This window comes from Pseudomonas oleovorans subsp. oleovorans (assembly GCF_002197815.1).
Classification (GTDB): domain Bacteria; phylum Pseudomonadota; class Gammaproteobacteria; order Pseudomonadales; family Pseudomonadaceae; genus Aquipseudomonas; species Aquipseudomonas oleovorans.
Genome location: NZ_NIUB01000035.1, coordinates 25,756 through 48,849 on the forward strand (window position 1 = coordinate 25,756; position 23,094 = coordinate 48,849).

38 protein-coding genes are annotated in these 23,094 nt (G+C 57.7%); 18 read left to right on the plus strand and 20 right to left on the minus strand.

The features are described from left to right. Positions 1–9: 9 nt before the first annotated feature. Together csf1 and PSOLE_RS18400 are read right to left on the minus strand one after the other, a co-directional pair. Positions 10–732, minus strand: coding sequence for a type IV CRISPR-associated protein Csf1 (gene csf1 / locus PSOLE_RS18395; RefSeq protein WP_139205014.1), 723 nt, complete (start codon positions 730–732; stop codon positions 10–12). Continuing rightward, positions 716–1,426 (minus strand): hypothetical protein, encoded by a 711-nt coding sequence (locus PSOLE_RS18400; protein WP_074860572.1) that lies wholly within the window; start codon positions 1,424–1,426, stop codon positions 716–718. Before PSOLE_RS18400 ends, csf1 begins: the two co-directional genes overlap by 17 nt. Positions 1,427–1,493: 67 nt before the next feature. Here PSOLE_RS18400 and PSOLE_RS18405 point away from each other — a divergent pair, with 67 nt between their 5' ends. Then, the gene (locus PSOLE_RS18405; RefSeq protein WP_074860570.1) at positions 1,494–3,650 is read left to right on the plus strand and encodes a helicase C-terminal domain-containing protein; all 2,157 of its coding nucleotides are present in this window, start codon (positions 1,494–1,496) and stop codon (positions 3,648–3,650) included. A 157-nt stretch (positions 3,651–3,807) separates the two neighbouring features. On the opposite strand, the gene PSOLE_RS18410 is transcribed toward PSOLE_RS18405, so the two are convergent. The 18 genes from PSOLE_RS18410 to PSOLE_RS24415 all read right to left on the minus strand — a co-directional run bounded on the left by PSOLE_RS18410 (position 3,808) and on the right by PSOLE_RS24415 (position 13,051). Further along, positions 3,808–4,155 carry a DnaJ-like cysteine-rich domain-containing protein gene (locus PSOLE_RS18410; RefSeq protein ID WP_074860568.1) on the minus strand — a complete coding sequence of 116 codons (348 nt, stop codon included), beginning with the start codon at positions 4,153–4,155 and terminating at the stop codon, positions 3,808–3,810. A 30-nt stretch (positions 4,156–4,185) separates the two neighbouring features. After that, positions 4,186–4,677: a phage protein NinX family protein gene (locus PSOLE_RS18415; protein WP_074860565.1), complete on the minus strand. Its 492-nt coding sequence runs from the start codon at positions 4,675–4,677 to the stop codon at positions 4,186–4,188. A 117-nt stretch (positions 4,678–4,794) separates the two neighbouring features. Further along, the gene (locus tag PSOLE_RS18420; RefSeq protein WP_020308252.1) at positions 4,795–5,529 is read right to left on the minus strand and encodes a LabA-like NYN domain-containing protein; all 735 of its coding nucleotides are present in this window, start codon (positions 5,527–5,529) and stop codon (positions 4,795–4,797) included. A 15-nt stretch (positions 5,530–5,544) separates the two neighbouring features. Continuing rightward, positions 5,545–5,853: a hypothetical protein gene (locus tag PSOLE_RS18425; RefSeq protein ID WP_020308251.1), complete on the minus strand. Its 309-nt coding sequence runs from the start codon at positions 5,851–5,853 to the stop codon at positions 5,545–5,547. A 123-nt stretch (positions 5,854–5,976) separates the two neighbouring features. After that, positions 5,977–6,222, minus strand: a complete 246-nt coding sequence (locus PSOLE_RS18430; RefSeq protein WP_020308249.1) for a hypothetical protein — start codon at positions 6,220–6,222, stop codon at positions 5,977–5,979. A gap of 11 nt (positions 6,223–6,233) precedes the next feature. After that, positions 6,234–6,491, minus strand: a complete 258-nt coding sequence (locus tag PSOLE_RS18435; protein ID WP_020308247.1) for a hypothetical protein — start codon at positions 6,489–6,491, stop codon at positions 6,234–6,236. A gap of 120 nt (positions 6,492–6,611) precedes the next feature. Next, a complete protein-coding gene (locus PSOLE_RS18440; protein WP_020308245.1) occupies positions 6,612–7,052 on the minus strand; it encodes a hypothetical protein in 441 nt (146 codons plus the stop codon). 213 nt (positions 7,053–7,265) lie between these two features. After that, positions 7,266–7,637, minus strand: a complete 372-nt coding sequence (locus PSOLE_RS18445) for a hypothetical protein (RefSeq protein ID WP_020308244.1) — start codon at positions 7,635–7,637, stop codon at positions 7,266–7,268. Between the two features lie 112 nt (positions 7,638–7,749). Continuing rightward, positions 7,750–7,941, minus strand: coding sequence for a hypothetical protein (locus PSOLE_RS18450; protein WP_020308243.1), 192 nt, complete (start codon positions 7,939–7,941; stop codon positions 7,750–7,752). Between the two features lie 169 nt (positions 7,942–8,110). Next, entirely contained in the window at positions 8,111–8,359 is a 249-nt protein-coding gene (locus PSOLE_RS18455) for a hypothetical protein (protein WP_020308242.1), read from the minus strand. Between the two features lie 27 nt (positions 8,360–8,386). Continuing rightward, entirely contained in the window at positions 8,387–8,716 is a 330-nt protein-coding gene (locus PSOLE_RS18460) for a hypothetical protein (RefSeq protein ID WP_020308241.1), read from the minus strand. Between the two features lie 227 nt (positions 8,717–8,943). Then, positions 8,944–9,264 carry a hypothetical protein gene (locus PSOLE_RS18465; protein ID WP_020308240.1) on the minus strand — a complete coding sequence of 107 codons (321 nt, stop codon included), beginning with the start codon at positions 9,262–9,264 and terminating at the stop codon, positions 8,944–8,946. A 52-nt stretch (positions 9,265–9,316) separates the two neighbouring features. Next, on the minus strand, positions 9,317–9,589 hold the full coding sequence (locus PSOLE_RS18470; protein WP_020308239.1) for a hypothetical protein: 273 nt from the start codon (positions 9,587–9,589) through the stop codon (positions 9,317–9,319). 168 nt (positions 9,590–9,757) lie between these two features. After that, positions 9,758–10,000, minus strand: coding sequence for a hypothetical protein (locus PSOLE_RS18475; protein ID WP_020308238.1), 243 nt, complete (start codon positions 9,998–10,000; stop codon positions 9,758–9,760). A gap of 10 nt (positions 10,001–10,010) precedes the next feature. Then, on the minus strand, positions 10,011–10,760 hold the full coding sequence (locus PSOLE_RS18480) for a hypothetical protein (RefSeq protein ID WP_020308237.1): 750 nt from the start codon (positions 10,758–10,760) through the stop codon (positions 10,011–10,013). Between the two features lie 328 nt (positions 10,761–11,088). Beyond that, entirely contained in the window at positions 11,089–11,505 is a 417-nt protein-coding gene (locus tag PSOLE_RS18485; protein ID WP_020308236.1) for a hypothetical protein, read from the minus strand. Positions 11,506–12,043: 538 nt separating this feature from the next. Further along, entirely contained in the window at positions 12,044–12,322 is a 279-nt protein-coding gene (locus PSOLE_RS18490; RefSeq protein ID WP_074860563.1) for a hypothetical protein, read from the minus strand. 42 nt (positions 12,323–12,364) lie between these two features. Then, on the minus strand, positions 12,365–13,051 hold the full coding sequence (locus PSOLE_RS24415; RefSeq protein WP_174575452.1) for a hypothetical protein: 687 nt from the start codon (positions 13,049–13,051) through the stop codon (positions 12,365–12,367). Positions 13,052–13,175: 124 nt separating this feature from the next. Here PSOLE_RS24415 and PSOLE_RS18500 point away from each other — a divergent pair, with 124 nt between their 5' ends. From PSOLE_RS18500 to PSOLE_RS25290, 17 genes are all read left to right on the plus strand, one after another. Further along, positions 13,176–13,859 (plus strand): site-specific integrase, encoded by a 684-nt coding sequence (locus PSOLE_RS18500; protein WP_074860561.1) that lies wholly within the window; start codon positions 13,176–13,178, stop codon positions 13,857–13,859. A 68-nt stretch (positions 13,860–13,927) separates the two neighbouring features. Then, on the plus strand, positions 13,928–14,203 hold the full coding sequence (locus PSOLE_RS18505) for a winged helix-turn-helix domain-containing protein (RefSeq protein ID WP_074860558.1): 276 nt from the start codon (positions 13,928–13,930) through the stop codon (positions 14,201–14,203). Positions 14,204–14,249: 46 nt separating this feature from the next. Beyond that, complete coding sequence (locus tag PSOLE_RS24145) at positions 14,250–14,408, plus strand: hypothetical protein (RefSeq protein ID WP_158212585.1); 159 nt, start codon at positions 14,250–14,252, stop codon at positions 14,406–14,408. Between the two features lie 10 nt (positions 14,409–14,418). Further along, positions 14,419–14,937, plus strand: a complete 519-nt coding sequence (locus PSOLE_RS18510; RefSeq protein ID WP_074860557.1) for a hypothetical protein — start codon at positions 14,419–14,421, stop codon at positions 14,935–14,937. 19 nt (positions 14,938–14,956) lie between these two features. Next, the gene (locus PSOLE_RS18515; protein ID WP_074860555.1) at positions 14,957–15,211 is read left to right on the plus strand and encodes a hypothetical protein; all 255 of its coding nucleotides are present in this window, start codon (positions 14,957–14,959) and stop codon (positions 15,209–15,211) included. A gap of 38 nt (positions 15,212–15,249) precedes the next feature. Then, entirely contained in the window at positions 15,250–15,495 is a 246-nt protein-coding gene (locus tag PSOLE_RS18520; protein ID WP_074860553.1) for a hypothetical protein, read from the plus strand. A gap of 207 nt (positions 15,496–15,702) precedes the next feature. Further along, positions 15,703–15,912: a hypothetical protein gene (locus tag PSOLE_RS18525; protein WP_020308214.1), complete on the plus strand. Its 210-nt coding sequence runs from the start codon at positions 15,703–15,705 to the stop codon at positions 15,910–15,912. Between the two features lie 15 nt (positions 15,913–15,927). After that, on the plus strand, positions 15,928–16,179 hold the full coding sequence (locus tag PSOLE_RS18530; protein ID WP_020308212.1) for a hypothetical protein: 252 nt from the start codon (positions 15,928–15,930) through the stop codon (positions 16,177–16,179). Positions 16,180–16,190: 11 nt separating this feature from the next. Then, on the plus strand, positions 16,191–16,445 hold the full coding sequence (locus tag PSOLE_RS18535; RefSeq protein ID WP_074860551.1) for a hypothetical protein: 255 nt from the start codon (positions 16,191–16,193) through the stop codon (positions 16,443–16,445). A 168-nt stretch (positions 16,446–16,613) separates the two neighbouring features. Continuing rightward, positions 16,614–17,837, plus strand: coding sequence for a tyrosine-type recombinase/integrase (locus tag PSOLE_RS18540; protein WP_074860549.1), 1,224 nt, complete (start codon positions 16,614–16,616; stop codon positions 17,835–17,837). A 44-nt stretch (positions 17,838–17,881) separates the two neighbouring features. Further along, a complete protein-coding gene (locus PSOLE_RS18545) occupies positions 17,882–18,700 on the plus strand; it encodes a hypothetical protein (RefSeq protein ID WP_074860547.1) in 819 nt (272 codons plus the stop codon). Positions 18,701–18,814: 114 nt separating this feature from the next. Then, positions 18,815–19,036 carry a helix-turn-helix transcriptional regulator gene (locus tag PSOLE_RS18550; RefSeq protein ID WP_074860545.1) on the plus strand — a complete coding sequence of 74 codons (222 nt, stop codon included), beginning with the start codon at positions 18,815–18,817 and terminating at the stop codon, positions 19,034–19,036. Continuing rightward, on the plus strand, positions 19,033–19,281 hold the full coding sequence (locus tag PSOLE_RS18555; protein ID WP_244597310.1) for a helix-turn-helix domain-containing protein: 249 nt from the start codon (positions 19,033–19,035) through the stop codon (positions 19,279–19,281). Before PSOLE_RS18550 ends, PSOLE_RS18555 begins: the two co-directional genes overlap by 4 nt. A gap of 115 nt (positions 19,282–19,396) precedes the next feature. Continuing rightward, positions 19,397–20,287 (plus strand): hypothetical protein, encoded by an 891-nt coding sequence (locus PSOLE_RS18560; protein ID WP_244597311.1) that lies wholly within the window; start codon positions 19,397–19,399, stop codon positions 20,285–20,287. A 173-nt stretch (positions 20,288–20,460) separates the two neighbouring features. Beyond that, positions 20,461–20,880 carry a J517_1871 family lipoprotein gene (locus tag PSOLE_RS24150; RefSeq protein ID WP_074860541.1) on the plus strand — a complete coding sequence of 140 codons (420 nt, stop codon included), beginning with the start codon at positions 20,461–20,463 and terminating at the stop codon, positions 20,878–20,880. Between the two features lie 92 nt (positions 20,881–20,972). Continuing rightward, positions 20,973–21,548, plus strand: a complete 576-nt coding sequence (locus PSOLE_RS24795; RefSeq protein ID WP_139205010.1) for a hypothetical protein — start codon at positions 20,973–20,975, stop codon at positions 21,546–21,548. A 301-nt stretch (positions 21,549–21,849) separates the two neighbouring features. Next, positions 21,850–22,143, plus strand: coding sequence for a DUF7740 domain-containing protein (locus PSOLE_RS25290; RefSeq protein ID WP_020308207.1), 294 nt, complete (start codon positions 21,850–21,852; stop codon positions 22,141–22,143). Positions 22,144–23,094 lie beyond the last annotated feature (951 nt).

Here is a 23,094-nt window from a genome sequence, read left to right on the forward strand (position 1 = left end):
AACTCCGCCTTAGAGCTTTTCGAGGATTTTGGAGGTGATGCACTCGGGTTCCTCCGGTTGGGGGCGCTTCGAGTGCATGATGTAGGCAAGCGCCCAGCGCTCACCTGGAGTGATATTCAGCAGAAACTCTTGATCGGCAGCGCTCAGATGCTCACGTCCGGCCTTCGTGAGCGCACCATGCCCACTGTCTGCCGCTTTTCGGTCGAGGAAGATCGGCGCCTGCCACTTCTTTTGGCCTTCATTCATGCGATCAGCAATTTCAAGCGCCTCCCGGATGGCTTCTGGCCGAACAACGAACAGGTTGTTGCCGTACCGCACCTTGATGAGACGGTTATCCAGGGTGACTGGAGTACGCCAGCACAGATGCTGCATGGTCGAAGACGAGTGCATTACGAAAAATGGCGCTGGAGGCGGGGTGGTGAAAAGCCACGCCTTGTTGGTGTCCTTGCTGATCTGAAAAACCCCATCTTGGGTAATCAGGGCATAGGAAAGGCCATTAAGCATTTGTTTCTTTCGCAGGATCAGGCAGCGCCAGCAGATGCTGCGCGAGGTAGACGCAAGGTTGCGGGTATCGCTGAAAAACGCGCCAACACTCGATGGCGAGTAAAGATCGCCTTTCTCAATCGGGCGGGCGCAGTGGCTGCACGCTACTGGGTCGTTATCCCAGGTAAGCAGACCTTTGTCTGGCGGCAGCTTGAAAACCTGATCAACAACATCACTCGGATAGCGCATTGACGGCCCCCGATAGTTGGTGAGTTGCGTTGAACTGGCCGTAGCCCTTGCTGAGCATAAAGCCCGCCGTCCAGATACCGCCGAGCCGCGCATTCACATCGAACACTGCCCCGCGTAGCCCTCGATAGGCGACCTTGGAGTTAGGGTTATGCTTCGCCGCGAAATTACCAACTGCCCCCTTGAACTCAACTTCTAGGTTTTCTGGCAGAGGCAGTCCTACCGCTGCTGCCTGCCGCTGGAGTGATCGAAGGAACAACCCCTCCAGGTGTGCTTTGCCTTCTGCTTCATGGAGCAAACGCTCGGCATGGCGCTGCTTCTTCTGAACGACCATGCGCGGGACCGTGTAACTCAGCACATAGGGTCGAGCCTCAGCAGACAGGCTGTGTTCCTTATGCTCAACCTGAATGATCCGGTCAGGCATTCGGCGGGCAAGAGCCGCGTGTATCAGTGGAACTGCGTCCCGAACGATGGCGCCACCCCCGTCGCCAAACCCGAGCAGGCAGAAACCGTCCGATGCGCCACCGAACTGCACCGTAGGAAACTCAGTGCGGGAAGTGCTTGTGCCTGGGATGTAGTTCATAAGCGTGGCCACTAGCCCCGGCTGAACCCCGTCCATCAATTCGGCAACCATGGCCCTGGCCCTGTCGGGGTAGGCGCGCTCGCCCATGTTGAAAATAACCTGTGTGACAAACATCGGGGATTCCCTACCAGTTCTTTTGCGTGCGATATTTATAACGTGTTTTAAAGTAGGATCAAGTGAAGTGGAAGTAATTCGTATCGGTGCAATCGCTCCCCCGGAAAAGCAGCGGAGTCAGTGGGCTCGCGACAAGCTTGCCGAGGCCATTGAGCTAAAGCTTGAGCCCATTGCAGTACCGCTTCATGAGGTGGAAAGCTTCACGTCCACTATGAATCCAGCGCTGGCAAGCCAGCTCAAGCGGATGGCCAAGGACTGCAACATACCGCTCGCACGGCTCACTGCTGGCTTGCTCGCGGCGTTGAGGCGTCACTACGAGGCTATGGAAGTCGCCCCTGCGCCCGTGAATCCCGAGACTGGGATTCCGGGGCAGTCCGAAGTTCGTGAGGTGCTGCTGCCGCTGCTGGAGCAGAGTGCTTCGGCAATCGAGAAGGGAAAGATCGTTTTCGCTGAGGCGGCTACCGGGACTGGCAAGGGCAGGATGATTGCCTCGCTAGCCGCGAACGCTGCGGCCAAGGGCGACACCGTTGTGATCAGCGCACCGCTCGCGGTGACTTGGCAGCTCATTGATGCCCTCAAGGGTATCCGTGAGGCTCAAGTGGCCGGCATTACGCTGAGCCTGGGGCGACCAAATTTCGTTTCTCCAGATCGGGTGCTGGAATGGGCTGTCGATAACGAGCGTGTCGAGCTGGCTGCATGGGTAGAGCAGGGCGGAAAGCCACTCAGTGAACGCACCAAAGGCGCCAGCGAAGTTATCGAACATGAACTTTGCTGGATGCTTGAAGACGCCCTGGTGCTGGCGGAGGATTTGCCTATCGACGCCATCATGCTGAGTCCCGATGACGATGATGATTGCCCGGCCCAGCGGCTCTACAAGTCAATGCGCAACAACCACTCTGAGGCTGGGATAGTCCTGTGCTCCCACTACATGCTCGCAGCCCATGTTCGTTTTATGCAGTTACGGGGATTGGCGGGGGAGGATGACCCCGCCGAGCCGGCGCAGTCCTTCTCATTGCCCCAAGCCATCGATACCCTGATCGTTGATGAAGCCCACCTGCTCGAACAAGCATTCGCAGCGATCTACAGTCACACACTGCGGCTGCGCCCGCTTGTACGCGCAATAGAGAGTCATGTGGGCCGAGGGAAGACACCAGTCGTCAATGCTCTCAACGCTCTGGCTCAGCAGATAACCCGAACCGTTCAGCAGGGCAAAGATGGTGGAGCTAGGGTCTGTCAGCTTGATGAGGTGCCAAGCTTGGAGCCGGCGCTGCGGGATGCTTTGACCGCCCTCGAAAGTATCAGCGTCAAGTCACTCGATGGTGGAGCGAAAGCTGTGATTCGTGTTGCCATCCGCGCCATCAAAGATGCGCTGTCTGGTCGCTCGCGGCTACGCATGGAGCTTACCCCCGTGCGTCACTTCCCAATGCTGGTTTCGGGCAGGGCAAATCTGCAAAAAGCCTTGCTGAGCCTTTGGGATTCCGTAGCTGGAGCAGCGCTCGTATCGGCCACCATCTATGCAAGCGATGATCATGCGGTGCTCACCCGTTGGAAGCTGGAAGTCCCGCCAGCCCGCGCCATCTATTTGCCCCCAGTTCACCCAGCTTGGACAACAGAGCCAGTGGTTCTGCATCCTGACAGGAATGCCATTGAGCCAAACGATAGCCCTGAATGGGCCGACGAAACAGCTGGCTTGATAACGAAGGTTGCAGAGAGAGCAGCGGGTGGTACGTTGGTGCTCTGCACTTCCTACCAAAATGCAGAATTGCTCCAGGGGCGCCTGCTGGCAGTGTTGGGTGAGCGCCTGATTGTCCAAACGAAGGTCAGCAGTGCTTCTATGTGCGTCGCCCAATACAAGGCGCTGTACCGAGCCGGGGCAAGGCCGGTTTGGCTTGGTGTGGGAGCAGCATGGACGGGTATCGACCTATCGGATGAGCAGGCGACTGATCCAGCAGATGACGCCATGCTGAGCGATCTGGTCATAACTCGCCTGCCTGTAGGCCTCAATCGATCCCTGACGCATGAGCGGCGAGTTGCTATTGCCGGATTCAAGATAGTCACGCTTGAAGCTGTATGGCAGCTGCGTCAGGGCTTGGGCCGGCTTGTTCGCCGCCCCGGCGTTAAGAACAAGAACCTTTGGGTGCTTGACTCTCGAATTGGAGGCAATACTCCATGGGTAGCGCCCTACAGGAAGCTGTTGAGTCGATATAGAACCGCCCCATTGTAAATGGGGCCGAAATCGACAGTGCCTGGAGATTTCATCACGCCAGTGAAGAAGTCATGAGCCGATTGGAAAGGGTGAGCTTCGAACATTTGGATTCTGACCTGCGCACATTGCGTATGGAGCGGAGCGCGCCTGTCTTGGGTTTATGAACCACTCCTAGTCAAAGAGTCTTGATGGTTCCGCTACCATCACATTTCAGGCATGTCCCACCGCGCACATGGCTAAAGGCTTGGATGTGACCCGTTCCGCCGCAGCGTGGGCAGTTTCCCTTGGGGCGATCAATCTTCGGCGCAAAGGCCAAGTAAACCTCCTGCAAGGCGTTATGCCGCTCGTTTGGGCCGAGGCTTCCCCAGCTCTCGTTCTCGGGATCGGCGAGCTGGCGGTTCAGTGCCTCGCGGTAGGCCTTAACCAGCGGCTGTAGCTCGTCAGGAACCGCGCTGAGGCGTATCCGCTCCAGGTCAACTGAAAGCCGGTACTGCTTGAATCGCGTCAGAAGATCAGCACTCATGTCTAGAGCCTCCAGGGTGTGGTTTGCTCGTCAGGCAGCTTTCACCTTGCAGAGGAAGCCAGGGACTTGCACCTTCGGGTTCTTCGTTTTTCCAGCCAGCGCCTTGGCGATGATAAAGCGAAGGCCAGCAATCATCATCGTCGGGCCACTGAGGTATCCGAAATCCAGCTCGGGGTAGGAGCAACCATACTCACGCCACTCCACGCTACGCCCGGTAGCGCGGAAACGGCAATCCTGGGCAAGCCAGAGCCCATGGTGCGAGTGACCCTCGCAGTCGATGTGTCGAAACTGGATTTTCTCACGCTCCAGCAGAGGGTGGCCGTGCGCGGGGTCGGTCGATGGGGAGTAGACAGCGCCTAGTGCATTCTCATCCGAAAGGGCATAGCGAACATGGGCGCCGTCGAAGATCACAGCTACGCCTTCCTGCTGGGCTATCAGCCAGTCGATTTGGATGGTGGTCAGGGTATTCACGACGACCGCAACAGGGGCGCTTTGCTTGCGGCGGGAGGTGGTGGTGTTCATTCTGCCTCGCAGATGCTCGTTGATGTGAGCAAATCTTGAGGCAGGCAATACTGTGTCAGCTCACGGCAGGTAGAACTTGCTCGGCTCCCAGGTTATGAGGTGAGGGGCTGGGGGTGGCTACGCTATGTCGTGGTATGCGGAAAGTCCGTCAGCGCCTGTCCATCCAAGAATTCGCCCAGGTGTGAAGCGCCGAGACTCGTACATTTCGCGACTTGCTCTGATTTCCTCACGTACCCACGCAGGATCGTCCGGCGATAAGGTGGTGGGCGAGTCCCGGAGGTATTCGATACTCATCGCCATTTCGCGCATGTTGAAGCCGGTGACACGGAATACCCTCTTGAAGCTGTATTCAGGTGAGTAATGAACGCCCGGTATCAGTAGCGGGTTGGTGAGCTGGTTGCAGGCGCGAGCAAGCTCACCTGAGACTCCCTGGTAAGCGGCAACATCCACCCATATGCCTTTGTCTTGAAGCGCCTGCACCAAGCGCAGAAAGTCACCATCACCGCTCATCAGGACCACCCGATCCAGGCGCTCGCTGTGCAGAAGCACATCAACCGTCAGGTCAACATCGACGTTGGCTTTAGTCGTCACTTCCCCATCAGGGCCTTGGTAGGACTTAGGGGTCTTCAAGTGCAGCATGAAGCCGGCCTGCTCCATCCTCGCCCGACAGCCACGACGCCACGCAGCAAACCGCTCATTGCTCGATTCGGTGCCCTCATCGTAGGACAGATAGGCATGCAGTTGCGTGACGCGCCCGCAGCCCTCGTAGTGCTTGCGGAGCGCGGGATAGACCATGCTGCCCAGGCCGTTGCTGGCTATGTTGTCGAAGTCGATGTAGATGCCCGTGCGCATCAGGTGATCCTTGGGTTATGAGCGGTCTGGGCTGTTTGGGTCTTTGAGGTGGTCGGTGCCCCAGGTGTCGCGGAGCAGCTGCCGATCATCCTCGTTGTCGATGTTGTCATCCATGAACTTGAGCAATCGATCCAGGGTCATGGGCTGGGATGGGAGATTGGAGACGATTTCGTACCGATAGGCCGTACCGTTGGGGGTGCTCCCGTTACCGGCGCTGCCGAAACCAAGCGAGTCGGTTGCATTCGACAGGGCCAGCCCGAACTCATCTGGTGATGGCCCTTCAATGGTGATGGTGATCGTGGCCTTGAAAGGCGGCGTAGTCATGCTGGGCTCCCATTCTAGGGCTTCGCGGCGCAGAAAGAAGACAGCCGCTCGCGGCGGCTGTCAGTGCTGCGCCTAGGATAGTCGGATCGGCCCCATTGTGACTACGCATCATGCCGGGGCGAGTCAGTGCTGGTTGCCGAGGGCGAGCCAGCGCGGCCCGCCCTCAAAGTTTTCGCACAGCCACTGCCAGCCGGAACTCCCCCTGGAGCTGCCATCGGGGAGCAGCGTCACAACCTCATCTACGCCATTCTCCGGCGTCAGCGTCAGGGTCACGAACCCCAAGCCGACGAACTCGTTTGTGATGCTTCCGGGCCTGCCGTCAGCGCTGCGGACTTGTTTGCCAAGCCAGCCAAGAGATTTCGGGATCATGGTGGCTGCCCTCAACCTGCGGCCTGTGCGTACTCAGTTCCGCCATGGAAACGCAGCTCGGACTGGTGAAAGTTGCCGGCATAGTTGCCGGTAGCACCGAAGTTGCACTGACAGAAGCCAGTGCGCGGGTTCACCGAGACTACAGTCATCCAAAATGGCAGGTTCGGGTTCCTGGCCTTCACCTCATCGCCTTTGGCGAACATGACTTCCGACAGAACAGCGAGCGAGCTATGTGGGGCGGCGACCTGAGCTTGGGATGCAATGGACATGGAAGTGATCCTTCATGCGTTGATGTGGGATCAATCTTCCCCCTGGTAAGGGTGTGTCATCTGCCATCACTGAAAGTCGTGGGCGCCGAGAATCGGGAGTGAGGAAGGCTCATTGCCGGCTCAATGGTGGCGATGTTGAGGGTGGGGAGTCATCGGCTTGGGCGTCAGGTTGCGGGCTTTAGCCGCCTCGGCACGCAGCGCCTCCAAACCCTCCAGGTGAGAGAAGGCCGTGGCGGAGGTTTCAGGCGTCACATAGGTGAGCACGAAGCTGTTGATCAGACTCTTGAGAAGGCCGGCACAGTCCTCGTTGCGCATGATGCTCATGAGGGTGAACTGTTCCAGCAGGACTGCCGGTAGGCCCATGAAGAACTCCACGCCGAGCCTGTTGGCCACGTCAGTGAAGTTCCGAGACAGCCCTTCGCGCAGCTGTTCCGCAGTGATGTTGTACCCGCTGCGACGCAGGTCGTCAGCCGTGAGGCGTCGCCCGCTCCTGAAACCCACTGGTATTGACGCCAGTTCGTTGAGCTTGGCGTGAACTGCGAGTTGGACTATCTCGTTCATAGAGGGTGACATTGGGCTTCCTGGAGAAAGTGATTCGCCAAACGCTGGCAGGCTATCTTAGGATTCGGGAGGCTTGAGCAGCCACTCAACCCGGCGCAGATAGCCGAGTGAGAGCATGAAATTCCGCGCATGCGCGGGAATTTGCCAACATGGCCTCGGTGTTTGCTCTAACGCATAGGGTGTTGTGCCCCGGCCAATCCGGGGCGGATCGTATTAAGCAGCTGCTCGCTTGCTGTTCCAGTATTCGAGGTCGGCTCGAACATGCTGCACAGCAGCTTCAATTGCTGCTCCCACGCTTTGTTGCGGCCCCAGGCAGGCCATCGCACGCTCCTGAGTCAACTGGCAGCGGTAGTACAGCCAGTAGCTGGTGCCGCCACAACGGCTACTGACGGCCAGACCAGTCCAGTCAGCCCCGTACTGCATGAATGCAGCCGCGTTATCGGGTGCCGGCCCGTAAATATCGCCGTTGGCCATGATGTGCGGCAGCTCAAGGCTGGTGCATTGCTCAAGCAGCTCGCTGGAGTACGGCAGGGCGCTGCGGACAATCTCTACGGCGGCAGCGGCAATCTGGGAGGGGGTCATCATCGTGCAGTCCTCATGGGTGCTGTTTCAGTGAGGCCATGATCCAGGGAAGCCGGCTGTGTCACCGAGGCACCCCCGAAATCGCAAACCCCCAGAGCCGGAACTCAGGCCGCGATTACCGGCGAACCATCAGGGCGAACTCGTAGTGCCCGTCACGGCCAAAGATGGCCGCGCCACGCACCAGCTTCACGTCTTGGCCATCGAACTGGGCCAGCACAGCCTCATCTGTGCCCTCAACGGTCTTCTTGAGCTTGTAGCCTTCTGCCGCAATTTCGGGGGCGGTGCCAAAGCCGGTGATCGTCGCCATTTTCTATCTCCTGGAAGTTGGGTTATGCGGGAATCCAGCGCTCTAGGTGCTGTCCTCTGCCTGTTGGGTCTGGAGGTAATTCTCGGCTGTCGTGGCTGGTGTCATCGGGAGTACGACCAACATCGTCACTCCCGAATCTGTGAAGCCGGCAGGTGCCGGCGCCTAGGCATCAGAAGTCCAGCACGCCCAGCTCTACGAGCGATTTCTTGATTTCCTCGTAGGCAGCGGTGGTCTGCTCATCAAGGTCGGTGGATGCCGCAAGAGCTGCACGCTCGATGCGTTCATGATCCAGCTCATCGATCAGTTCCTCGGCCATGTGCTCGAAGGACTGCCCCTTGGTGTCGGTGACGCGGAGCGAGTAGGAGCGAAGGACGTTTTCCACGTCTTCGGTACTGATCTGGAATGCAAAGCAGGCCATAGAGGTTTCCTCGGTAGTGAAGGACTGTCAGATGTGGGCTTCGGCCAAGCTCGGCAGGTGCCAAGTGCTTGCATCCGAATCCAGCTCGTCATCACAAGCAGCTTCCACCAACCCCGCATGTGCGGCTTCCAGCATCAGCTCCCCGAAAACCACCATTTGATTGGCAGTCACCTCGATGCGCTCCACCAGCTCCGTGACGGTCAGGTGCTGGTAATCGGGGCTGATAGTGAAATCACGCACTTCACTCGCCAGAAGGCAATTGCCTTCCTGGGACAGCGTTTTCAGGCGCGGGTAAACCTCGTCCGCGTCGAACTTGAGCAGGTGGCCATCCACAAAATGGGTGGCTGCGAGGGTCAATGCGCGGGCTACTGCGTGGCTCATGATTCATACCTATCGGTGTGTTTGGGATGTAGCCACGATATGGGGGGATTCGATGTGTCAGCGGCCCCACTCAACAAATCCCCGCGCCCCATAACTGGAACCGAAAGCCGCGCCGGCTAAGCCAGCAGACCAAGAAAAAAGGCCACTGGCGGGGCCAGTAGCCTTTGGTGTGGCCGCGCCATCCCGGCGCAGGGGTAGGGTCGCTAGCGTAGTGCGTCCAGCCAGCGTTTGACTGCGCCACGCACGTCCGGGGCTTCGGCATACAGCATCTGGGCGAGGCTTCCGTACTCGGTGTCCTCCAGCCGCTCCAGCCACACGCAGCCATCCCAATCCGGGCCTTCATCCTCATGAAGCTCTGCCAGTGCCTGTGCCGCTTGATCAGCGTGCTGCATCAGCGTTGCGTAGCCGATGGCGATGATCGACAGATCAAGGCGCTCGGAATTGGCTTCGCCGTAGCGCAGGATCGAATGAAACAGCAGGCCAACGTCTTCGGGGTCTTTGGTGCGGGTGTTTGTGGTGATCATGAGCGTGTCCGCGTGTAGGTAGTTCGGTGTGTTGCTGGGGTAAGCACCCGCGTCAGTGACTGCGGATCGGCTCAACCGGCGTGAAAATCTGCAAGCCTTGAGTAACGTCCATCGGATCGCAGCAGGCAATCAGTACCCGGCTGTCCTCGTAGATGGCGTAGTGCTCAACTTCCCAGCTATGGGCTTGAGGAACATTGCGCTCGACAACATGCGGGAACGCCTTGAGGTGGGCATGAAAGGTGGTGCTGTCAACGAATGTCCACTGCCCTGCAACTGCACGCACTGGCTTGCGGAGTGGGTACTGGTGTTCGGCTTGCGTCATCATGTTTGGCTCCTGATGAAGGGCTTCCGGTTTATGGAGTCATCATCAGGCCAAGGGCGCTGTGTCACCGCAGCGAGGGCTAACAAGCTGAAAATCGTCAAAGCCATGGTTGTGAAATGGGCCGCCCGATCCCAAGCCTATTGAAAGCGGGCCGTGGACTGTGGAACCCGCTTACCACTGAACCTCACCATCGGCGTAGCCGTATTTCTCGCGCTCGGCTCGCTCACGCAGCACAGAGGCAGGAGGTAAAGGCGGGAAGGCGCGAACAACCTTGATAAACGGCCCGCTATACCCCGTCACAACACCTTTGACCTGCAACTTGATTTGCAACTCAGCCTCGGTCGGTGCGGTGTAGCTCACGCCGTTGGCACCCGACCGTATATCAGTGAACTCGTAGTGTTCGATGTGGCCCATGACACAACCCTCAATTGCAGGTCAGAAATTTCAGTGGCGAGGGGATCACCGCAGGCTGCTGCCCGAACAGGTACTGCTCGGCACAGTCTTTGTCCGCTTGCTGGGGCTTGCCCAAGCTGGCTCGGAACTGGAGCGCATTGAACTCATCGCCTCGGGCCTGTGCCTCGTCCAGGGCGTTCTGCATCAGCCACTGATCGACACGCTTGAGGGTGTTGGATGCCTTGCGCTCGCCACCAAGGTCGATCTTGGGAAACGGCGAGCAGAGTCGCCCCGAGGCACTGCGGACAACTTCCCCAGCTGAATAGGCGCCACCGATACGTCCCTGGCGAACGGGATCGGCTGCCGTCTTTGCGGGGCGTGGATCGCTTACGAACTCGGTGTAGAAGCGAAGAAGTTCAGCTGAGCCTGCCTTGAACTGGACGTGTACGCTAAGCGTCCCTTCTTGTTCGGCGAGGCCGACACGGTACTGCCTGACCCACTTATCGCCAGTCGGCACCCACTCTGCGGCATCAATGACTTTGTACCCTTGGTCATGACGCTGGAAATGATTGCTTGCCGAGGCGGCGCGAGCGAGCCGCAGCCCTTCCGGGTCATCGGTCACGATGGTTTCGGGCTGGCACTCAACGATCACGCCCCCTTCATGAAATACACCCGCGCCGTCCGGCATGATCCAGCCGAGGGTGGCGTAGCCGTTGGAGGTGAATCGACACTGGATGCCTTTGAGGTCGATCAGCTCGATGCTGTGTTGCTGCCAGTTCATAACGCTGCCCTATGTGATGGATAAGGGGCCATCATCAGGGCCGCAAAGACGTGTCATCGCCAGTCGGGCAACTTCCCCAATACCCAATCTCAGAACCGAGCCATTGCCACCCCAGAAAAGACAAAGCCCGCTTACGCGGGCTTCGTGTTGATTACTGAGGGTCAACCTCATCCAGGACTGCTTGAGCTGACAGAATGTCCTGGCAAAGCTGGCAGGTGCAGGACTGAGAGTGCTCTTGGGGCTTGGCCGATTCAACCAAGCAACCGAGCACAGACACCAAACGAAGTTGCTGATCTTCGGTGAGATTCATGAGGGCTCCGTTTGGCAGTTAGCGAGCTTGCAGCTGATCGCGCATAGCTGCGACAGGGATGCTGGCGAAGAACTCACCTGTGACACAGCAGGTGTCGCCTTGATCGTCCTCAACATCGGTATCGCAACCAGAAAGGACAAGGCGAATGTGGCTCCCTTCATTGAAGGCGTCCAAGAACAATTCCAGATCGAGCACCCCATCCAGGCCCGTATCGTCACCGTCCTCGTTGATGAATGCTGCTTCAAAACCATCAGCCCCGAGGTCAATGCTCACAGACTTGATGCGCATATCGCTATTCAGCATCTGGGTGAAGCTCTCGATAGCAGCCACGGTAGCAGCAGAAAACTGAACAACCACCTTTTCCGGCGTCAGCTCGGCACTGAGGTCATCCATTCCGTAGGTTTCGAGGGGGAGGGTGATTACCTGCTTCGACATTTGGTGCTCCTGCTGAGCTGTTTGTGATGTGCTCAGTATCAGGGACAGTTGGCTGTGTCATTCCAGGGAGCAGGCTGGGCAGGGAAATGCTCGACTCCAAAGCTGGCGCCCGAGGAATGCAGGCGCTGGGCGGTAGAAAAACAAAGCCCGCTTGCGCGGGCCTTGATTTGCCGGGTTTCCAGTAAGTCACCGGCCCCCATTCTTCCTGGGCACTCCCTAACTTAGCCGTCTCAGTTTCGGGTATCGCTTCTATCGACTGGTTGCGCAGTCGAGGTGCGGCGCGAGAGTCATGAATATAGCAGCGCGACCCCAGCGCTGCTAGTGGATGCAGCTATCCCTCACTGTGGCTCGAAAGCTTCTTGGCCGTGTCCGAGAGGTCGTGAAGCGTGTGGCAGTTGCCGCAGGACAGATAGACGGCTGGGAACAGCTCTCCGTCAATGTCCGTGCCTTGGGACTCTATGCGGTAGCCCCACATATCGTTGCAACCGCAGTTCCCGCAGATCAGGTGGAGTCTTGCTCTTGCCATGACGTTGGCCTTTCAGAGGCGGGATAGCCAGCGGTAAACGTTGTCGTGAATCGACAGCGCCTTGTCCATGTCCGGCTGTGCAAGCTCGCTGAGGAATGGGCTGGATTCCACGAACAGGCGGCGAGGGTTGGTATGAAGAAACGTGGCGCTAGTGTCGCAGGCCGCTTGAATCGAGGCCTCGTTGGCGGACGGCAACTGCTCCAGCTTGCCCTCTGGAAGGGCATCAGCTGCCATCCGCCGAGATTCTGCCTCCAGCTCATCGCGGCGTGCCTGCACCACGATGAACTTCACTTTCTTGGTGTGCCGAAAGCGGGCCTGTTGTAGGCAGGCAGTTCATGCTGCCGTTTGCTGACTGGCCCGCTTGGAGAGCCTGTCGAGAGTTATCTGACGAACCAACTCGCGCTCGGCGCGGGCCGCTTCATCGCGGGTCTTGAACGTGAAGTCGCCGGGTTGGCCCAGCGCTTGCCGGCGCCCATCACACACAATGCGCCACGCACCGTCATCGTAGTTGTTGCTCACGCAGCCGCAACCCCCGGAAGGGTATTGCACGTTGCGAACATACCAGCCGCCGTGCCGCCATTGGGTATAGGCCGGCACCCAGTTCGCGCTCTCGTCGAGTGCGTCGGTGACGTTGAACTGGCGGGCCGAGAATGCCTTCGCCGAGTCTTTGATGAAGCGGACGATCACCTCGACCTCGATGTGAGTATTCCCACGCTTGGCGTTGCAGACGCGGATCAGATCATCACCATCTGCGAACCAACCGATGGACTTGGTGTAGACGTAGCCGAAGTCGGTAGTGGCGAACATCAGCTCAGCGACTGCGCTGCGGGCCAGGAACAGGCCATCTGCATTGCCTGTCGAGATTGTCTCGGGGGCATAGATGCGCTGGGTATTGTCGGCGTAATCGACGCCAGAGCCATCCGGCATGATCCATCCGTCATGCTCGGCGCTCGCGCTACTGAACTTGCAGCGCACGCCTTCGGCTTCGATCTGGGCGCGGGTGAATTTGTCGTTGCTCATGGGGAGTACCCTCCTGTTTTTGGTGAGCACATGATGAGCGCGGGTTGTGGTGTGTCAGGGGGGGCTGACCTTATTTCTACAAACATCCCCAGACCAAAGATTAAGAATCGGCAGATGACTTTCCGTGAACAGCGCGCATGAATACCCGTCGCGCCACCTCGCTACGCCCGGCCAGTTCAAACACCTTCTACGAGTCGCCTCAGTAACAGGCCGCATGCCCGTGCGGGACGTGATGCTTTTGTGGGTGACTCACACCACAGGCATTCGTGTGACCGAACTCGCGCTGCTTGAGGTGGCCGATGTGCTCTACCCGAGCGGAGCGATCAAGCCCGAGGTCTACTTACGCGCCGAGATAACGAAGGGGTGCCGGGCGCGAAACATTCACCTGACCCATCCAAAATGCATTGCCGCCATTGAGGCGTGGATTGCTGTTCGGCTTGAGCGCGGCTGGGGTATCAGTTCTGAGGCCGAGTATCGCGGCCTTCGTCCAGACAGCCGCTTGGTGATGGCGCACAAAGGGCAAGCATTTGAGCTTGCGTTCAAGCATCGCATGCTTGACTCAGGGGCAGAGGTCTATCGGGCCTGTGACGCTCTACAGCAGACGATGACGCGCTTCTACAAGCAGGCGGGGATCAAGGGCGGCAGCAGTCACTCAGGCCGGCGAACGCTGGCCGCCAGGGTACTTGCAGCAACCGGCGATGTGGACACCGTGCAAGCCATTCTTGGCCATCAGTGCCTCGATCACAGCAAGCCATACCTGAGCATTGACCAGGGCGTTATTCGACATGCTTTTGAAATTGCCCTTTAGGGACTTCCAAAGGTCAGTACAACTGACCATAATGCAAAGTGATTTCCAAGAGTCTGGAGTTTGGCCGTATGGCTGATGATTCAAAACAGCAGTTCCCGCGAGGGGATGTGCGACGCCTGCTGCGCCTCGCCCTGGCCATGACCGAGGTTGAGCGTCCGACGCTCAATGCCCTGGCTGCCGAGACTGGCCACCATAAGCAAACCATCCTCGATGACGTGCCCCGACTGCGCGAGCAGCTGGGCGTCCTGGTCGAGAAAGAGGGAGCCGAATACCGGCTTGTCGATTGGGGGCCTGTGGTCAAAAAGACAGGGATAAAAAAGCTCTTGCAAGGTCAGTTGAGCTGACCTAGAATAGCCACAGCAGATAACAGATTTACCGAGGAAACCTGGCATGCGTACTTTCACTGGCACCATCAAAACCGACGTAGAAGGCTCCGAAGTCGAATTCGATTTCGAGGTGCCCGACGACGCCACCCAGGAACAAATCGAAGCAGAAGCCAAGCAGGCCGCGTTCGATTTCGTCCAGTGGCATTTCGAAGAAGTGAAGTAGGAAAACACGAATGAATCTTGGGATTGAGTTGGCTAAAGCATTCATGCGCGGGGAGCTGGAGCCATTCGCTGAGCCCGTCGAGGACAGCGAGCAGTTCATTGCCCTGTCGGCGACTTACTCTGAGCGCAGCGCCTCAATTGAGTCCGCAGTGATGGAGCTGGCACATGGTTCGTGCCATGCGCTGACACTGGCTTTGTCAGATGTCCTTGGATTGAACTCAGCCCTTGTTATCAGGGATGCAGCAGGCATGCCGGTTCACAGCGGGCTGTACAACACCGATCTTCGGTTGATCCTTGATGCCAACGGCGTGCATACCATTGACGAAGCATTGAATTTCTGGAGCCGCCTTGCGGGTGGTAAATGCGATGCGACTCAAATTGAGGTGGATGATTTGTACTCGATATGTAGTTGTGATGAGGACGAAGCAGCCATAGTCCTGGAGGACTTCGCACTGATCGCTGATTTCATTCAGGCGGAGATTATCGCCAAGCCGTATCTGCAACCTGCTCCCGCCATGCGGATGGGCTGAATAGTTCGAGGAAATCGCCATGCCTCTGATCAAGCCAGACGCTACCGAGCTGGAATACCTGAAAGCCCGTATCGTTGGCCTTGCCGCTCTGCATCGTGAAATCGCAGCGTTGAGCCAGGCCGCTGACCTGCCAGCTCTGCTGCGCATGGGAGAGCTTGTTGATAGCCACCTGCGCGAGCTTCATCCGGCTGCGATCAACGAATATGAAATGGTGGCCTTCCGTGGGCAGGTGCGCGAGATGACTCACAATTGTCGTCGCGTGCTTGCTCACTGAACTGAATATCGAGAAAAACGCCCTGGAGGGCTCCACCGATGAACAAAGACCTCAGTTGGCACATTGAACAAGCGGCCCAAGAGTCGGATTTAGACTCGATTGGTCTGGCCCATAACTTGGGCGATGCGACCCTAGATCAGCTACACGACATTGTTGCATTTGCCGAGCGGCTGAAAGAGGCCGCAATGGTCGAAATGTGGGGCCGGGAGCGTGAGGCAACGGGTATGGACAGCTCGACGTTGGAGCTGCCACCAGAAGGCTACACCGGCTACAACCCGAGGTAGAGGAAAAATGCCCTGACTGGCGCGACCTATGCGACGTTGATTGCTCAGCGTGATGCACTGATTGGGCTGCTACAGCAGTGCAGGAGCCGTGTTGAGGGGATGCAGTCCATCCAAGGGCGGCACGAACATCTTGGCCATACCAAGCTGCTGGCGGAAATTGACGAAGTGCTTGCACGGCACGGATTGAACTGATCGAGGAAAGAGAAGATGGCCAACCGTAATGCGCAGTTCCTTTCGGTCATTGACGACAAGGCGAAAGCCTTGATTCTGGAGTCAATCGCCGCTCACTACGCGATCACTCCTCAAGAAGCCTACACCGAGGTGACTGATGCCGAGGCTGAGCACCTGCTTGATTACATGGTAGAGCCCCAGCGCTCCGCTGCGTCGGTTCTGATGCAGCGTCACGGAATGGCTTGAGAGGAAAACGTGACCATGGCACAACTGATCGAGGCGCTACGCTTGACCGCCGCGAAGTGGCGAGCAGGCAAACAGGAACACCGTGAAGGCGTCGTGCTGGTGTGGGACGGCGAGGTGTACGGCTGGAAGGATGAACTGCGTGACCCTGCCAGCGAGCGCCCAGGTGCGTATGCCGTGGACAAGGCCGGGGTGATCTTCAAGGCCGAGGGCGGCGACGACTACAACGGTGCAACAGCGTGGGTCGCGGTTGACCCTGACGCGCAATAGGAAAACAGCCGATGAAGTCACAGCAGCACGCCGAAGCCTTTGCCCGCGCTCTGGCTGGGATTCTCTTGCAGTTCCGCGAATGTGTGGAGGCTGGAGAGAAGGAAGGTGCCAATCTGGCCTACGCCACGGCAATGGGGTTGATTGCCGGGGCTGCTCTGTGCGGCGGGATCAGTAGGGAGAAGGGGCAGGCATTGCAGGCCACTCTGGACGAAACCCGTGCTGCATTGATGAGCGCGTTCGGTGCTGTCCCTGGGCACCATCTTTAGTTTTCAGGCATTGCCTAAACCGCCTGAAAGCCCCGAAAAACCGGCCTCTGAGCCGGTTTTTTATTGCCTGCAATTCCCTACCCCACCCTTGTAAGCCCAAAGTTTTGGGGGCATTGTTGGGGGCATCGCCGGTTCGGTCATGAATCATGCCCCTACGAAGGTGCCCCAATGCCCCGCAAAGTCACACCATTGACCGATTCGGCCATCAAGGCCGCCAAAGCGCAGGACAAGCCCTATAAGCTCACTGATGGCCAGGGGCTGTACCTGGAAGTCATGCCCGGCGGCTCCAAGCTGTGGCGCATGAAATACCGCTACGCCGACAAAGAAAAACGCCTCGCCTTGGGGGCATATCCTGCCGTGCCCCTACAGCAAGCGCGCCAGCGCCGCACAGAGGCCCGCGAACATCTTGCCAATGGCGTAGACCCCGGCGCACAGAAGAAGGCCGATAAACAGGCCCAGCAGGCGGCAGAAACCACATTCGAGAAACTGGCTCGCGAGTGGTATGCCTATAACGCCCCGCGCTGGGCCGAAAGTACCGCCTACAAGGCCAAGCTGTATTTGGATAACGACCTGATACCCGGCATCGGTGCGCGCCCGGTCAAGGCCATTACCCGCCCCGAACTGGTGGAGCTGGTGCGCAAGGTGGAAGCACGGGGCACGCTCAATGCCGCCGGCAAGATTCGCCAATGGCTGCACCAGATATTTCGCTACGGCCTGGCAAGTGGCGCCGTGGACAACAACCCGGCCACCGACCTGGACGTGGTAGCCGCGCCAGCAAAAGCCCCACGCCATCATCCCCACGTCAGCTTTGCCGAACTGCCCGAACTGCTGTGCAAGCTCGATGCCGCCAAAATCAACACCCTGACCCGCTGCGCCATCCGCCTGCTGATGCTGACCGCTGTTCGCCCCGGCGAGCTACGCGCCGCGCCCTGGGCTGAATTTGACCTTGATTCGGCCACCTGGACGATTCCAAAGCAGCGCATGAAAGCCCGCCGCCCGCATGTGGTGCCCCTACCCCGCCAGGCTGTGGCCATCCTGCGCCAGCTACAGGAAATAACCGGCGCCTACCCGCTGCTATTTCCCGGCCAGCAGAACGCCGAACGCCCCATGAGCGAAAACACCATCAACAAGGCATTGCGCCTAATGGGTTACGAAGGGCGCCAGACCGGCCACGGCTTCCGCCACCTGCTAAGCACCGAACTGAACGGACGCGGCTATAACCGTGATTGGATCGAACGCCAACTAGCCCATGGTGACGCCGACGAAATCCGCGATACCTACAACCATGCCACCTACCTAGAGCAACGCTGGGAAATGATGCAGGCGTGGGCTGATTCGATAGACGCCCTTTGCTCGGGCGGCAATGTGGTGAGCATCAAACGTAAGGCTTAACGGTTTTGGCTGGCATAGCCCAACGGGTCAGGAAGGGGGACAAGATGGGTTTTCATAAATTTCTATCGTACGACCCATATTTGAGCTTTGCGGAGGGCCAGCAGGGATTTCAGGACAAAGTTTTTCTTCGATCAAATGGATCGTCCTGCGAGTCCTGGTATGGCAAAAATCTAGACGGAAAGGACTACTTATCGACTATCTGGCGGCTCGGCAGGGACGCGTATGCCACGATTGCGCGCAAGCTGGGCGAACAACCTTCAGCCGAATATTTTGAAACCACAGCGACTGAAATCAGAGCACTTGAGAAAGAACTACTCTCAATAATCCAAACACTTATTGAGCGCGGTCAATTGGCGCTGCACGAGGACAGGGACGCACCTGCTTTAGGAGACTTAAACGACATCGCAGACGCTCCGGACGGCTGGCTTACCGAGGTTTATATGAGGATCATAATTCCTTGTGTAGTTTCTGGAGTAATTGCAGAGGCCGAAGCACCAGACTTCGAGAGCCTACTCCTAGCTGCAGCTGTCCTATACGTCGATGACTACATCATCGCCAAACAATTAGCGCGCGGCGAAGACATCGCTTTCGATTTAGTTGCGACCAACATCGCTTCAGCCAAACTCTATCGAGAAACTATTGATGCCGCGAAGACAGCAGTTAGCGCTAATGGCCGACGCTCTGCCAATGAGCGCCACAAGGGCACCAACGCGTTAAAGGAAAAAGCCCTGGCCGAGTGGGATAGAGAAGGGAGCAGATATAGCGGCATGGCCGCTTTTGCGCGGCACCGCCACAAGATATACGAGGTAACTGAGCGCACTCTGTACAGCTGGGTTCAAACACACCGCAAGACTAAAATTTAGCCCTTACAGTCTACGCGCAGACTGCACAGTCTGCGGGTAGACCGGACTGCCAGGCTGTGCCGCTGCGGTATGAAATGCCAATCGTGTTCAACAAAGCCCAAGAGGCACACGACCATGGCAGCACATACTGAAAAAAACCAAACACTGCGCCGCTTTATCAAGCTACCTGCAGTGAAACACTACACCAGCCTTTCCACGTCTGAAATTTACCGGCGTATTGCCGCTGGCACCTTCCCCGCGCAGATAACGCTTGGCCCCAAGTCCGTAGCCTGGCTCGAAGCCGAAGTGCTGGCATGGTGCGACGCACTGGCCGCCCAACGGGAGGCTGTGCAATGACCGCGACCATTCAATACAGCAGCGCCAGCGCCCAACGCGCTCGCCTACTCGCACGCCTGCAACTTGGCCCAATCGACACGCTGACAGCTCGCAGTGATTTGAACGTGCTCCACCCGGCAGCCCGCATCAAGGAGCTGAAAGAGCGTGGCCACCCCATCCGAACCCAGCGCATCAGTATGATCGAGGATCAAGGCCGCACCCACCACGGCATCGCGCTGTACTACCTGAGCCAGACCGGGGAATAACCATGGCTAGTTTTCAACGCTGCCACATGGCAGCAACGGCATCGGCATGCCTGGGAAAAGCTTATGCCTGGTTAAATAGACTTGAACCTGTAGCTTTCTGCCCGGGAGCTGCAATATGGTTCGTCAGTACCTTTGCAATAGGTCTACTGACGTGAAAGAGGGCGCCATCGGTTATGCCGTTGGCACTCTGCCGCAGCGCCCTGGACTACTAGGGCGGCTGCTGGCGCGTGGGGATGCCGTCAGCATTGAACGTGGTGTGCTAGTGATTGCCCCAGCCAGCGGTAAATGCGTGCCACCGAACTGGCTGAGCGACAATGGCGACATGCTGGTTCGGCAAATCCTCGGCGTCACTGGGCAAGATGCCTATCGCTATCAAGGTCACAAAACAGGGCATTACGGGCCGCATAGGTCGGCAGGTCTGACGCTGCAATTCCAGTCCGTAATGACTGATGACGAGGCATATGCCATCTTCAATACTGAGCTTACCCGTGCTCGCAATACTGCCAGTGGAAAAAAGGGTGATCCACTACCGGCGGGGCAGTTCAGGGCGGCCTCTGGCAGCCATCTGATGAAGTTCTGGCAGACCACAGGAATTGCACTCAAGCGCCTGGCCGCTATGCATGACTACATCGGCCGGCTGCGTAATGTCCTAATCAGCGCCAGCCCAACACGAGGGCGGGATGATGGCCGATTAGATGCTGGCAGTTTGCGTGTATTGAACATATCGAGCGCGTTAATTCGACAGGCTATGGAATTGGACAAGCAGCCGACAAAAACTGAACAGGCCACGGATAAGCCCCGGACAAGGAGGCCATACAAGGATATTACTCAAGCCCAACATTCATGCGGGGTACAGCCGGTTATGACTGCGAGGGAAAATCAGTACGGTAATAAGGTAATAAGAGAGCGCGGTAATACGGGAACCATTGAAGCAATACATTCGCGCAAGCTACCGCAAGAGCAAAGCGTTGATGAATGGCTGGCTGATTTTGATTCGGTCATTTAGAGGTTAAGTGCCAGCGCTAGAGCCGACCCTTGTACCTGATGATTAAAGACTGAATTTGCTAATTGATTTAGGTTCTTTCCTATGCATTCAATGTGTGATGGACTAGATCCCTTAGCCCCTGTTCTTGGCTGCATGATAGGGGTGGGCTGAATTTCGGTGACATGGAGATTTTTATGCAAAGGCTACTGAGCGCTACGCTGGCGGGCATTCTACTTACAGGTTGTGCAAGTCCTTACGATGACCTTCTGAAAAATGAGTTCATCGATGTTTCCGCGACCCCGGTCGCTCCAGATTATGTAGGCATATGGACTGGCGCATCTGGCCCCTTTGTGATGACTCTCCGAATTGAGCCAAATGGAGAGGGGATTGGCTGTACATCTAGTGGGACGGGAGACGGTCGTTTTTTGCTTAGGCATCGCAATGGGACGATTTACTTTCAGAGCGGTGGCCGAGTTGATTTGTCTAGGGAGGGGGATCGATTGGTCGCGACCTATCCGCGGTATGGGATGGCGCAGGCTGTTGTTCAGATGGTGGCTGATGATGATTTGAAAAATGCCACGCCTCACTGTAAGGACGCACTTGCGCAAAAGTAGCTGTATATAAAAACAGTTGCGAGAGATGATCTGAGCCTAATCAGCAATTGATCTAGGTTTGCCTGATGAGTCGAAAACGAGAGAAAGCCTCCGTGAGCGATTACCGCTCGCTTGATGTACGAGAGATTCACCGCGCTGGCCTTTTGGCTGGCTGGCGTGGTGATTGGCAATGGAAGCGAGGCGGAGAAGTCGTCGCCTCTATCAGGATCACTGCCAGTCACAACCGATTGCAGTTGGTTTACCAGAGTCGAGCTGCTGGCGCTGATCCTGTTAAGCATGACTACCAGGTGGCGATTGGCTGGACGCCCTGCCACCTGGGCGGGGAACGCCCGTGGCTGCATTGCCCGAACTGCGCCCGGCGCGTGGCAAAGCTGTATGGCGGCGCCGTGTTTATCTGCCGTCACTGCATGCGCCTGAACTACCCAAGCCAGCAGGCCAGCAAGCGGGATCGCGCCATGGATCGCGCGTGGACACTGCGCCACAAGCTGGGCTGCGATGCCGGGCCATTCGACTACCCCGCCGAGTACATACGCCGCCCCAAGGGCATGCACCAAAAAACCTTCGCCCGGCGCATCGAACAGCTATCACGCATCGAGGCACAGGCCATGGCCGATACAGTCAGGACGATGCAGAAGCTTGGCATCAGGATCGACCGCATTGTCTCCTGACAAAGCGGACTTGCCCCCACGCATATCGGCGCTTACCATGCTCGCCCTGAGCTGGCATGTGCTGAGAAGTACAGGCAATCAAAGGCGCCCAAAAGATGGGCACCTTGAGTTTTAGGGGCATGTTTAGGGGCATGCGCGGACCACCAAACCATCGAAAGCCAATAGAAACAAGGCTTTCAGGTAGCGGTTCGATTCCGTTCCTGACACCCCTGCTGAGCTGCGGATCAACTGAGGAAAAAGCTGTTGAGTAACAGACCCTAAATACTGAGCTGGCAATACTGGCGAAAACGAGATTGAAATTTTGGCTCAACCGGATAATACGCTGACTGCAAGGCGGATATGCCTTCTCACTGCGATCACTGCGATGGCCTTGGCTGCCAGAATCCATGGCACCGATAAGGCTGTGATGATGGCGGGCTACCGTGTACTGGCTGGGCTTAGCCCAGCCTATCAGCCTGTCGTCCTAGCTATCATGAACGCGCCATCGCCCTTGGCGCACATGAACCTTTACGTCGCCAACCTTCCGCAGCGAATCTTAGAAATGAGGGTGAGTAAGCTGGCGCTGCCAATGCTCGATTCAGCTATCCACGCCTGAATCCTCGGCGCCGAGGCTGGGTAGTAAGGATGTACTGACCGTCATTGGCCTCCCGAGTGCGCTGCATCTGAATCACTTCTGCTCCCGTGCAGCTATTGCGTCGCCAATAGCTGCGGGCCTCGTACCAGTTCACCAGGATCAACGGAAACCGACTTCGCTGGGCGGCAGCCATCAAGCTGGTGAGGAAGGTGTCCCAGTCGCAACAGCGGCGATCCACCCACTTTTGCTCTCTGGCCAATTCGAGTCTCCAATCCTAATTCGGGGTCTGAGAGTTATCGTTGCCCTCATTGGGCAGGTCTTGTGGTGCTTCGCGTACCACGCCCCCACTTCTTGGAGTTGGATTTCAGAACCGCCTGTTTCAGCAAGCGGCATTGACCAAGCATCGAATGCCTTCTGGGGGCGGCGACAACCCTCCGGCATGGCCTCCAATTGGGCGGCAAAGGCGCGCACCGGTTTGGTGCCTTGCAGACTTGCTGGTTCTTCAAATGGGATCAAGTCAGACCCCTGGCCCTGAACAGAGTGAAAAGGGGTGGGCGCTCTTTACTCGGAGGGGTCAGGGCTTGGCCTGTTGGCCCGCTCTGCTTCGCGATCACGCTCACCGGCTGACAGATCAAGCCCTGGTGTCAGCTCCCCCCATAGGAAGTCAGCGCCTTCTTCGTCTTCGTGGGCATCTATCCTGAGCGGGCGCAGCCCAATGCCTCAAGTTTGGTCAGCACCATTTCAGTAAGAGGCCATAGGCCCGCTGGGCTATCCGGGTGAAGTGCTCGATCAATGGCCATTGCGCGGGGTGCCGTTCCTCTGGGCATCGCGCTGGAGCAGCCGCTCCATCGTGCTCTCCCGCAGGGCACCCACACCGAAGGAGGTGTGGGGTGAATGCGGCGCAGGGCATCAGCCCTGCTGATTCTGTATGTAAGCCTTGATCACATCCAGCGAAGCGCCACCACACGACGA

Excerpts from the sequence above, each read along its gene's own strand:
- csf1 (WP_139205014.1), bottom strand. The coding sequence starts at position 732 with ATGCGCTATCCGAGTGATGTTGTTGATCAGGTTTTCAAGCTGCCGCCA.
- PSOLE_RS18400 (WP_074860572.1), bottom strand. The coding sequence starts at position 1,426 with ATGTTTGTCACACAGGTTATTTTCAACATGGGCGAGCGCGCCTACCCC.
- PSOLE_RS18410 (WP_074860568.1), bottom strand. The coding sequence starts at position 4,155 with ATGAGTGCTGATCTTCTGACGCGATTCAAGCAGTACCGGCTTTCAGTT.
- PSOLE_RS18415 (WP_074860565.1), bottom strand. The coding sequence starts at position 4,677 with ATGAACACCACCACCTCCCGCCGCAAGCAAAGCGCCCCTGTTGCGGTC.
- PSOLE_RS18420 (WP_020308252.1), bottom strand. The coding sequence starts at position 5,529 with ATGCGCACGGGCATCTACATCGACTTCGACAACATAGCCAGCAACGGC.
- PSOLE_RS18425 (WP_020308251.1), bottom strand. The coding sequence starts at position 5,853 with ATGACTACGCCGCCTTTCAAGGCCACGATCACCATCACCATTGAAGGG.
- PSOLE_RS18430 (WP_020308249.1), bottom strand. The coding sequence starts at position 6,222 with ATGATCCCGAAATCTCTTGGCTGGCTTGGCAAACAAGTCCGCAGCGCT.
- PSOLE_RS18435 (WP_020308247.1), bottom strand. The coding sequence starts at position 6,491 with ATGTCCATTGCATCCCAAGCTCAGGTCGCCGCCCCACATAGCTCGCTC.
- PSOLE_RS18440 (WP_020308245.1), bottom strand. The coding sequence starts at position 7,052 with ATGAACGAGATAGTCCAACTCGCAGTTCACGCCAAGCTCAACGAACTG.
- PSOLE_RS18445 (WP_020308244.1), bottom strand. The coding sequence starts at position 7,637 with ATGATGACCCCCTCCCAGATTGCCGCTGCCGCCGTAGAGATTGTCCGC.
- PSOLE_RS18450 (WP_020308243.1), bottom strand. The coding sequence starts at position 7,941 with ATGGCGACGATCACCGGCTTTGGCACCGCCCCCGAAATTGCGGCAGAA.
- PSOLE_RS18455 (WP_020308242.1), bottom strand. The coding sequence starts at position 8,359 with ATGGCCTGCTTTGCATTCCAGATCAGTACCGAAGACGTGGAAAACGTC.
- PSOLE_RS18465 (WP_020308240.1), bottom strand. The coding sequence starts at position 9,264 with ATGATCACCACAAACACCCGCACCAAAGACCCCGAAGACGTTGGCCTG.
- PSOLE_RS18470 (WP_020308239.1), bottom strand. The coding sequence starts at position 9,589 with ATGATGACGCAAGCCGAACACCAGTACCCACTCCGCAAGCCAGTGCGT.
- PSOLE_RS18475 (WP_020308238.1), bottom strand. The coding sequence starts at position 10,000 with ATGGGCCACATCGAACACTACGAGTTCACTGATATACGGTCGGGTGCC.
- PSOLE_RS18480 (WP_020308237.1), bottom strand. The coding sequence starts at position 10,760 with ATGAACTGGCAGCAACACAGCATCGAGCTGATCGACCTCAAAGGCATC.
- PSOLE_RS18485 (WP_020308236.1), bottom strand. The coding sequence starts at position 11,505 with ATGTCGAAGCAGGTAATCACCCTCCCCCTCGAAACCTACGGAATGGAT.
- PSOLE_RS24415 (WP_174575452.1), bottom strand. The coding sequence starts at position 13,051 with ATGAGCAACGACAAATTCACCCGCGCCCAGATCGAAGCCGAAGGCGTG.
- PSOLE_RS18505 (WP_074860558.1), top strand. The coding sequence starts at position 13,928 with ATGGCTGATGATTCAAAACAGCAGTTCCCGCGAGGGGATGTGCGACGC.
- PSOLE_RS24145 (WP_158212585.1), top strand. The coding sequence starts at position 14,250 with ATGCGTACTTTCACTGGCACCATCAAAACCGACGTAGAAGGCTCCGAA.
- PSOLE_RS18510 (WP_074860557.1), top strand. The coding sequence starts at position 14,419 with ATGAATCTTGGGATTGAGTTGGCTAAAGCATTCATGCGCGGGGAGCTG.
- PSOLE_RS18515 (WP_074860555.1), top strand. The coding sequence starts at position 14,957 with ATGCCTCTGATCAAGCCAGACGCTACCGAGCTGGAATACCTGAAAGCC.
- PSOLE_RS18520 (WP_074860553.1), top strand. The coding sequence starts at position 15,250 with ATGAACAAAGACCTCAGTTGGCACATTGAACAAGCGGCCCAAGAGTCG.
- PSOLE_RS18525 (WP_020308214.1), top strand. The coding sequence starts at position 15,703 with ATGGCCAACCGTAATGCGCAGTTCCTTTCGGTCATTGACGACAAGGCG.
- PSOLE_RS18530 (WP_020308212.1), top strand. The coding sequence starts at position 15,928 with ATGGCACAACTGATCGAGGCGCTACGCTTGACCGCCGCGAAGTGGCGA.
- PSOLE_RS18535 (WP_074860551.1), top strand. The coding sequence starts at position 16,191 with ATGAAGTCACAGCAGCACGCCGAAGCCTTTGCCCGCGCTCTGGCTGGG.
- PSOLE_RS18540 (WP_074860549.1), top strand. The coding sequence starts at position 16,614 with ATGCCCCGCAAAGTCACACCATTGACCGATTCGGCCATCAAGGCCGCC.
- PSOLE_RS18545 (WP_074860547.1), top strand. The coding sequence starts at position 17,882 with ATGGGTTTTCATAAATTTCTATCGTACGACCCATATTTGAGCTTTGCG.
- PSOLE_RS18550 (WP_074860545.1), top strand. The coding sequence starts at position 18,815 with ATGGCAGCACATACTGAAAAAAACCAAACACTGCGCCGCTTTATCAAG.
- PSOLE_RS18555 (WP_244597310.1), top strand. The coding sequence starts at position 19,033 with ATGACCGCGACCATTCAATACAGCAGCGCCAGCGCCCAACGCGCTCGC.
- PSOLE_RS18560 (WP_244597311.1), top strand. The coding sequence starts at position 19,397 with ATGGTTCGTCAGTACCTTTGCAATAGGTCTACTGACGTGAAAGAGGGC.
- PSOLE_RS24150 (WP_074860541.1), top strand. The coding sequence starts at position 20,461 with ATGCAAAGGCTACTGAGCGCTACGCTGGCGGGCATTCTACTTACAGGT.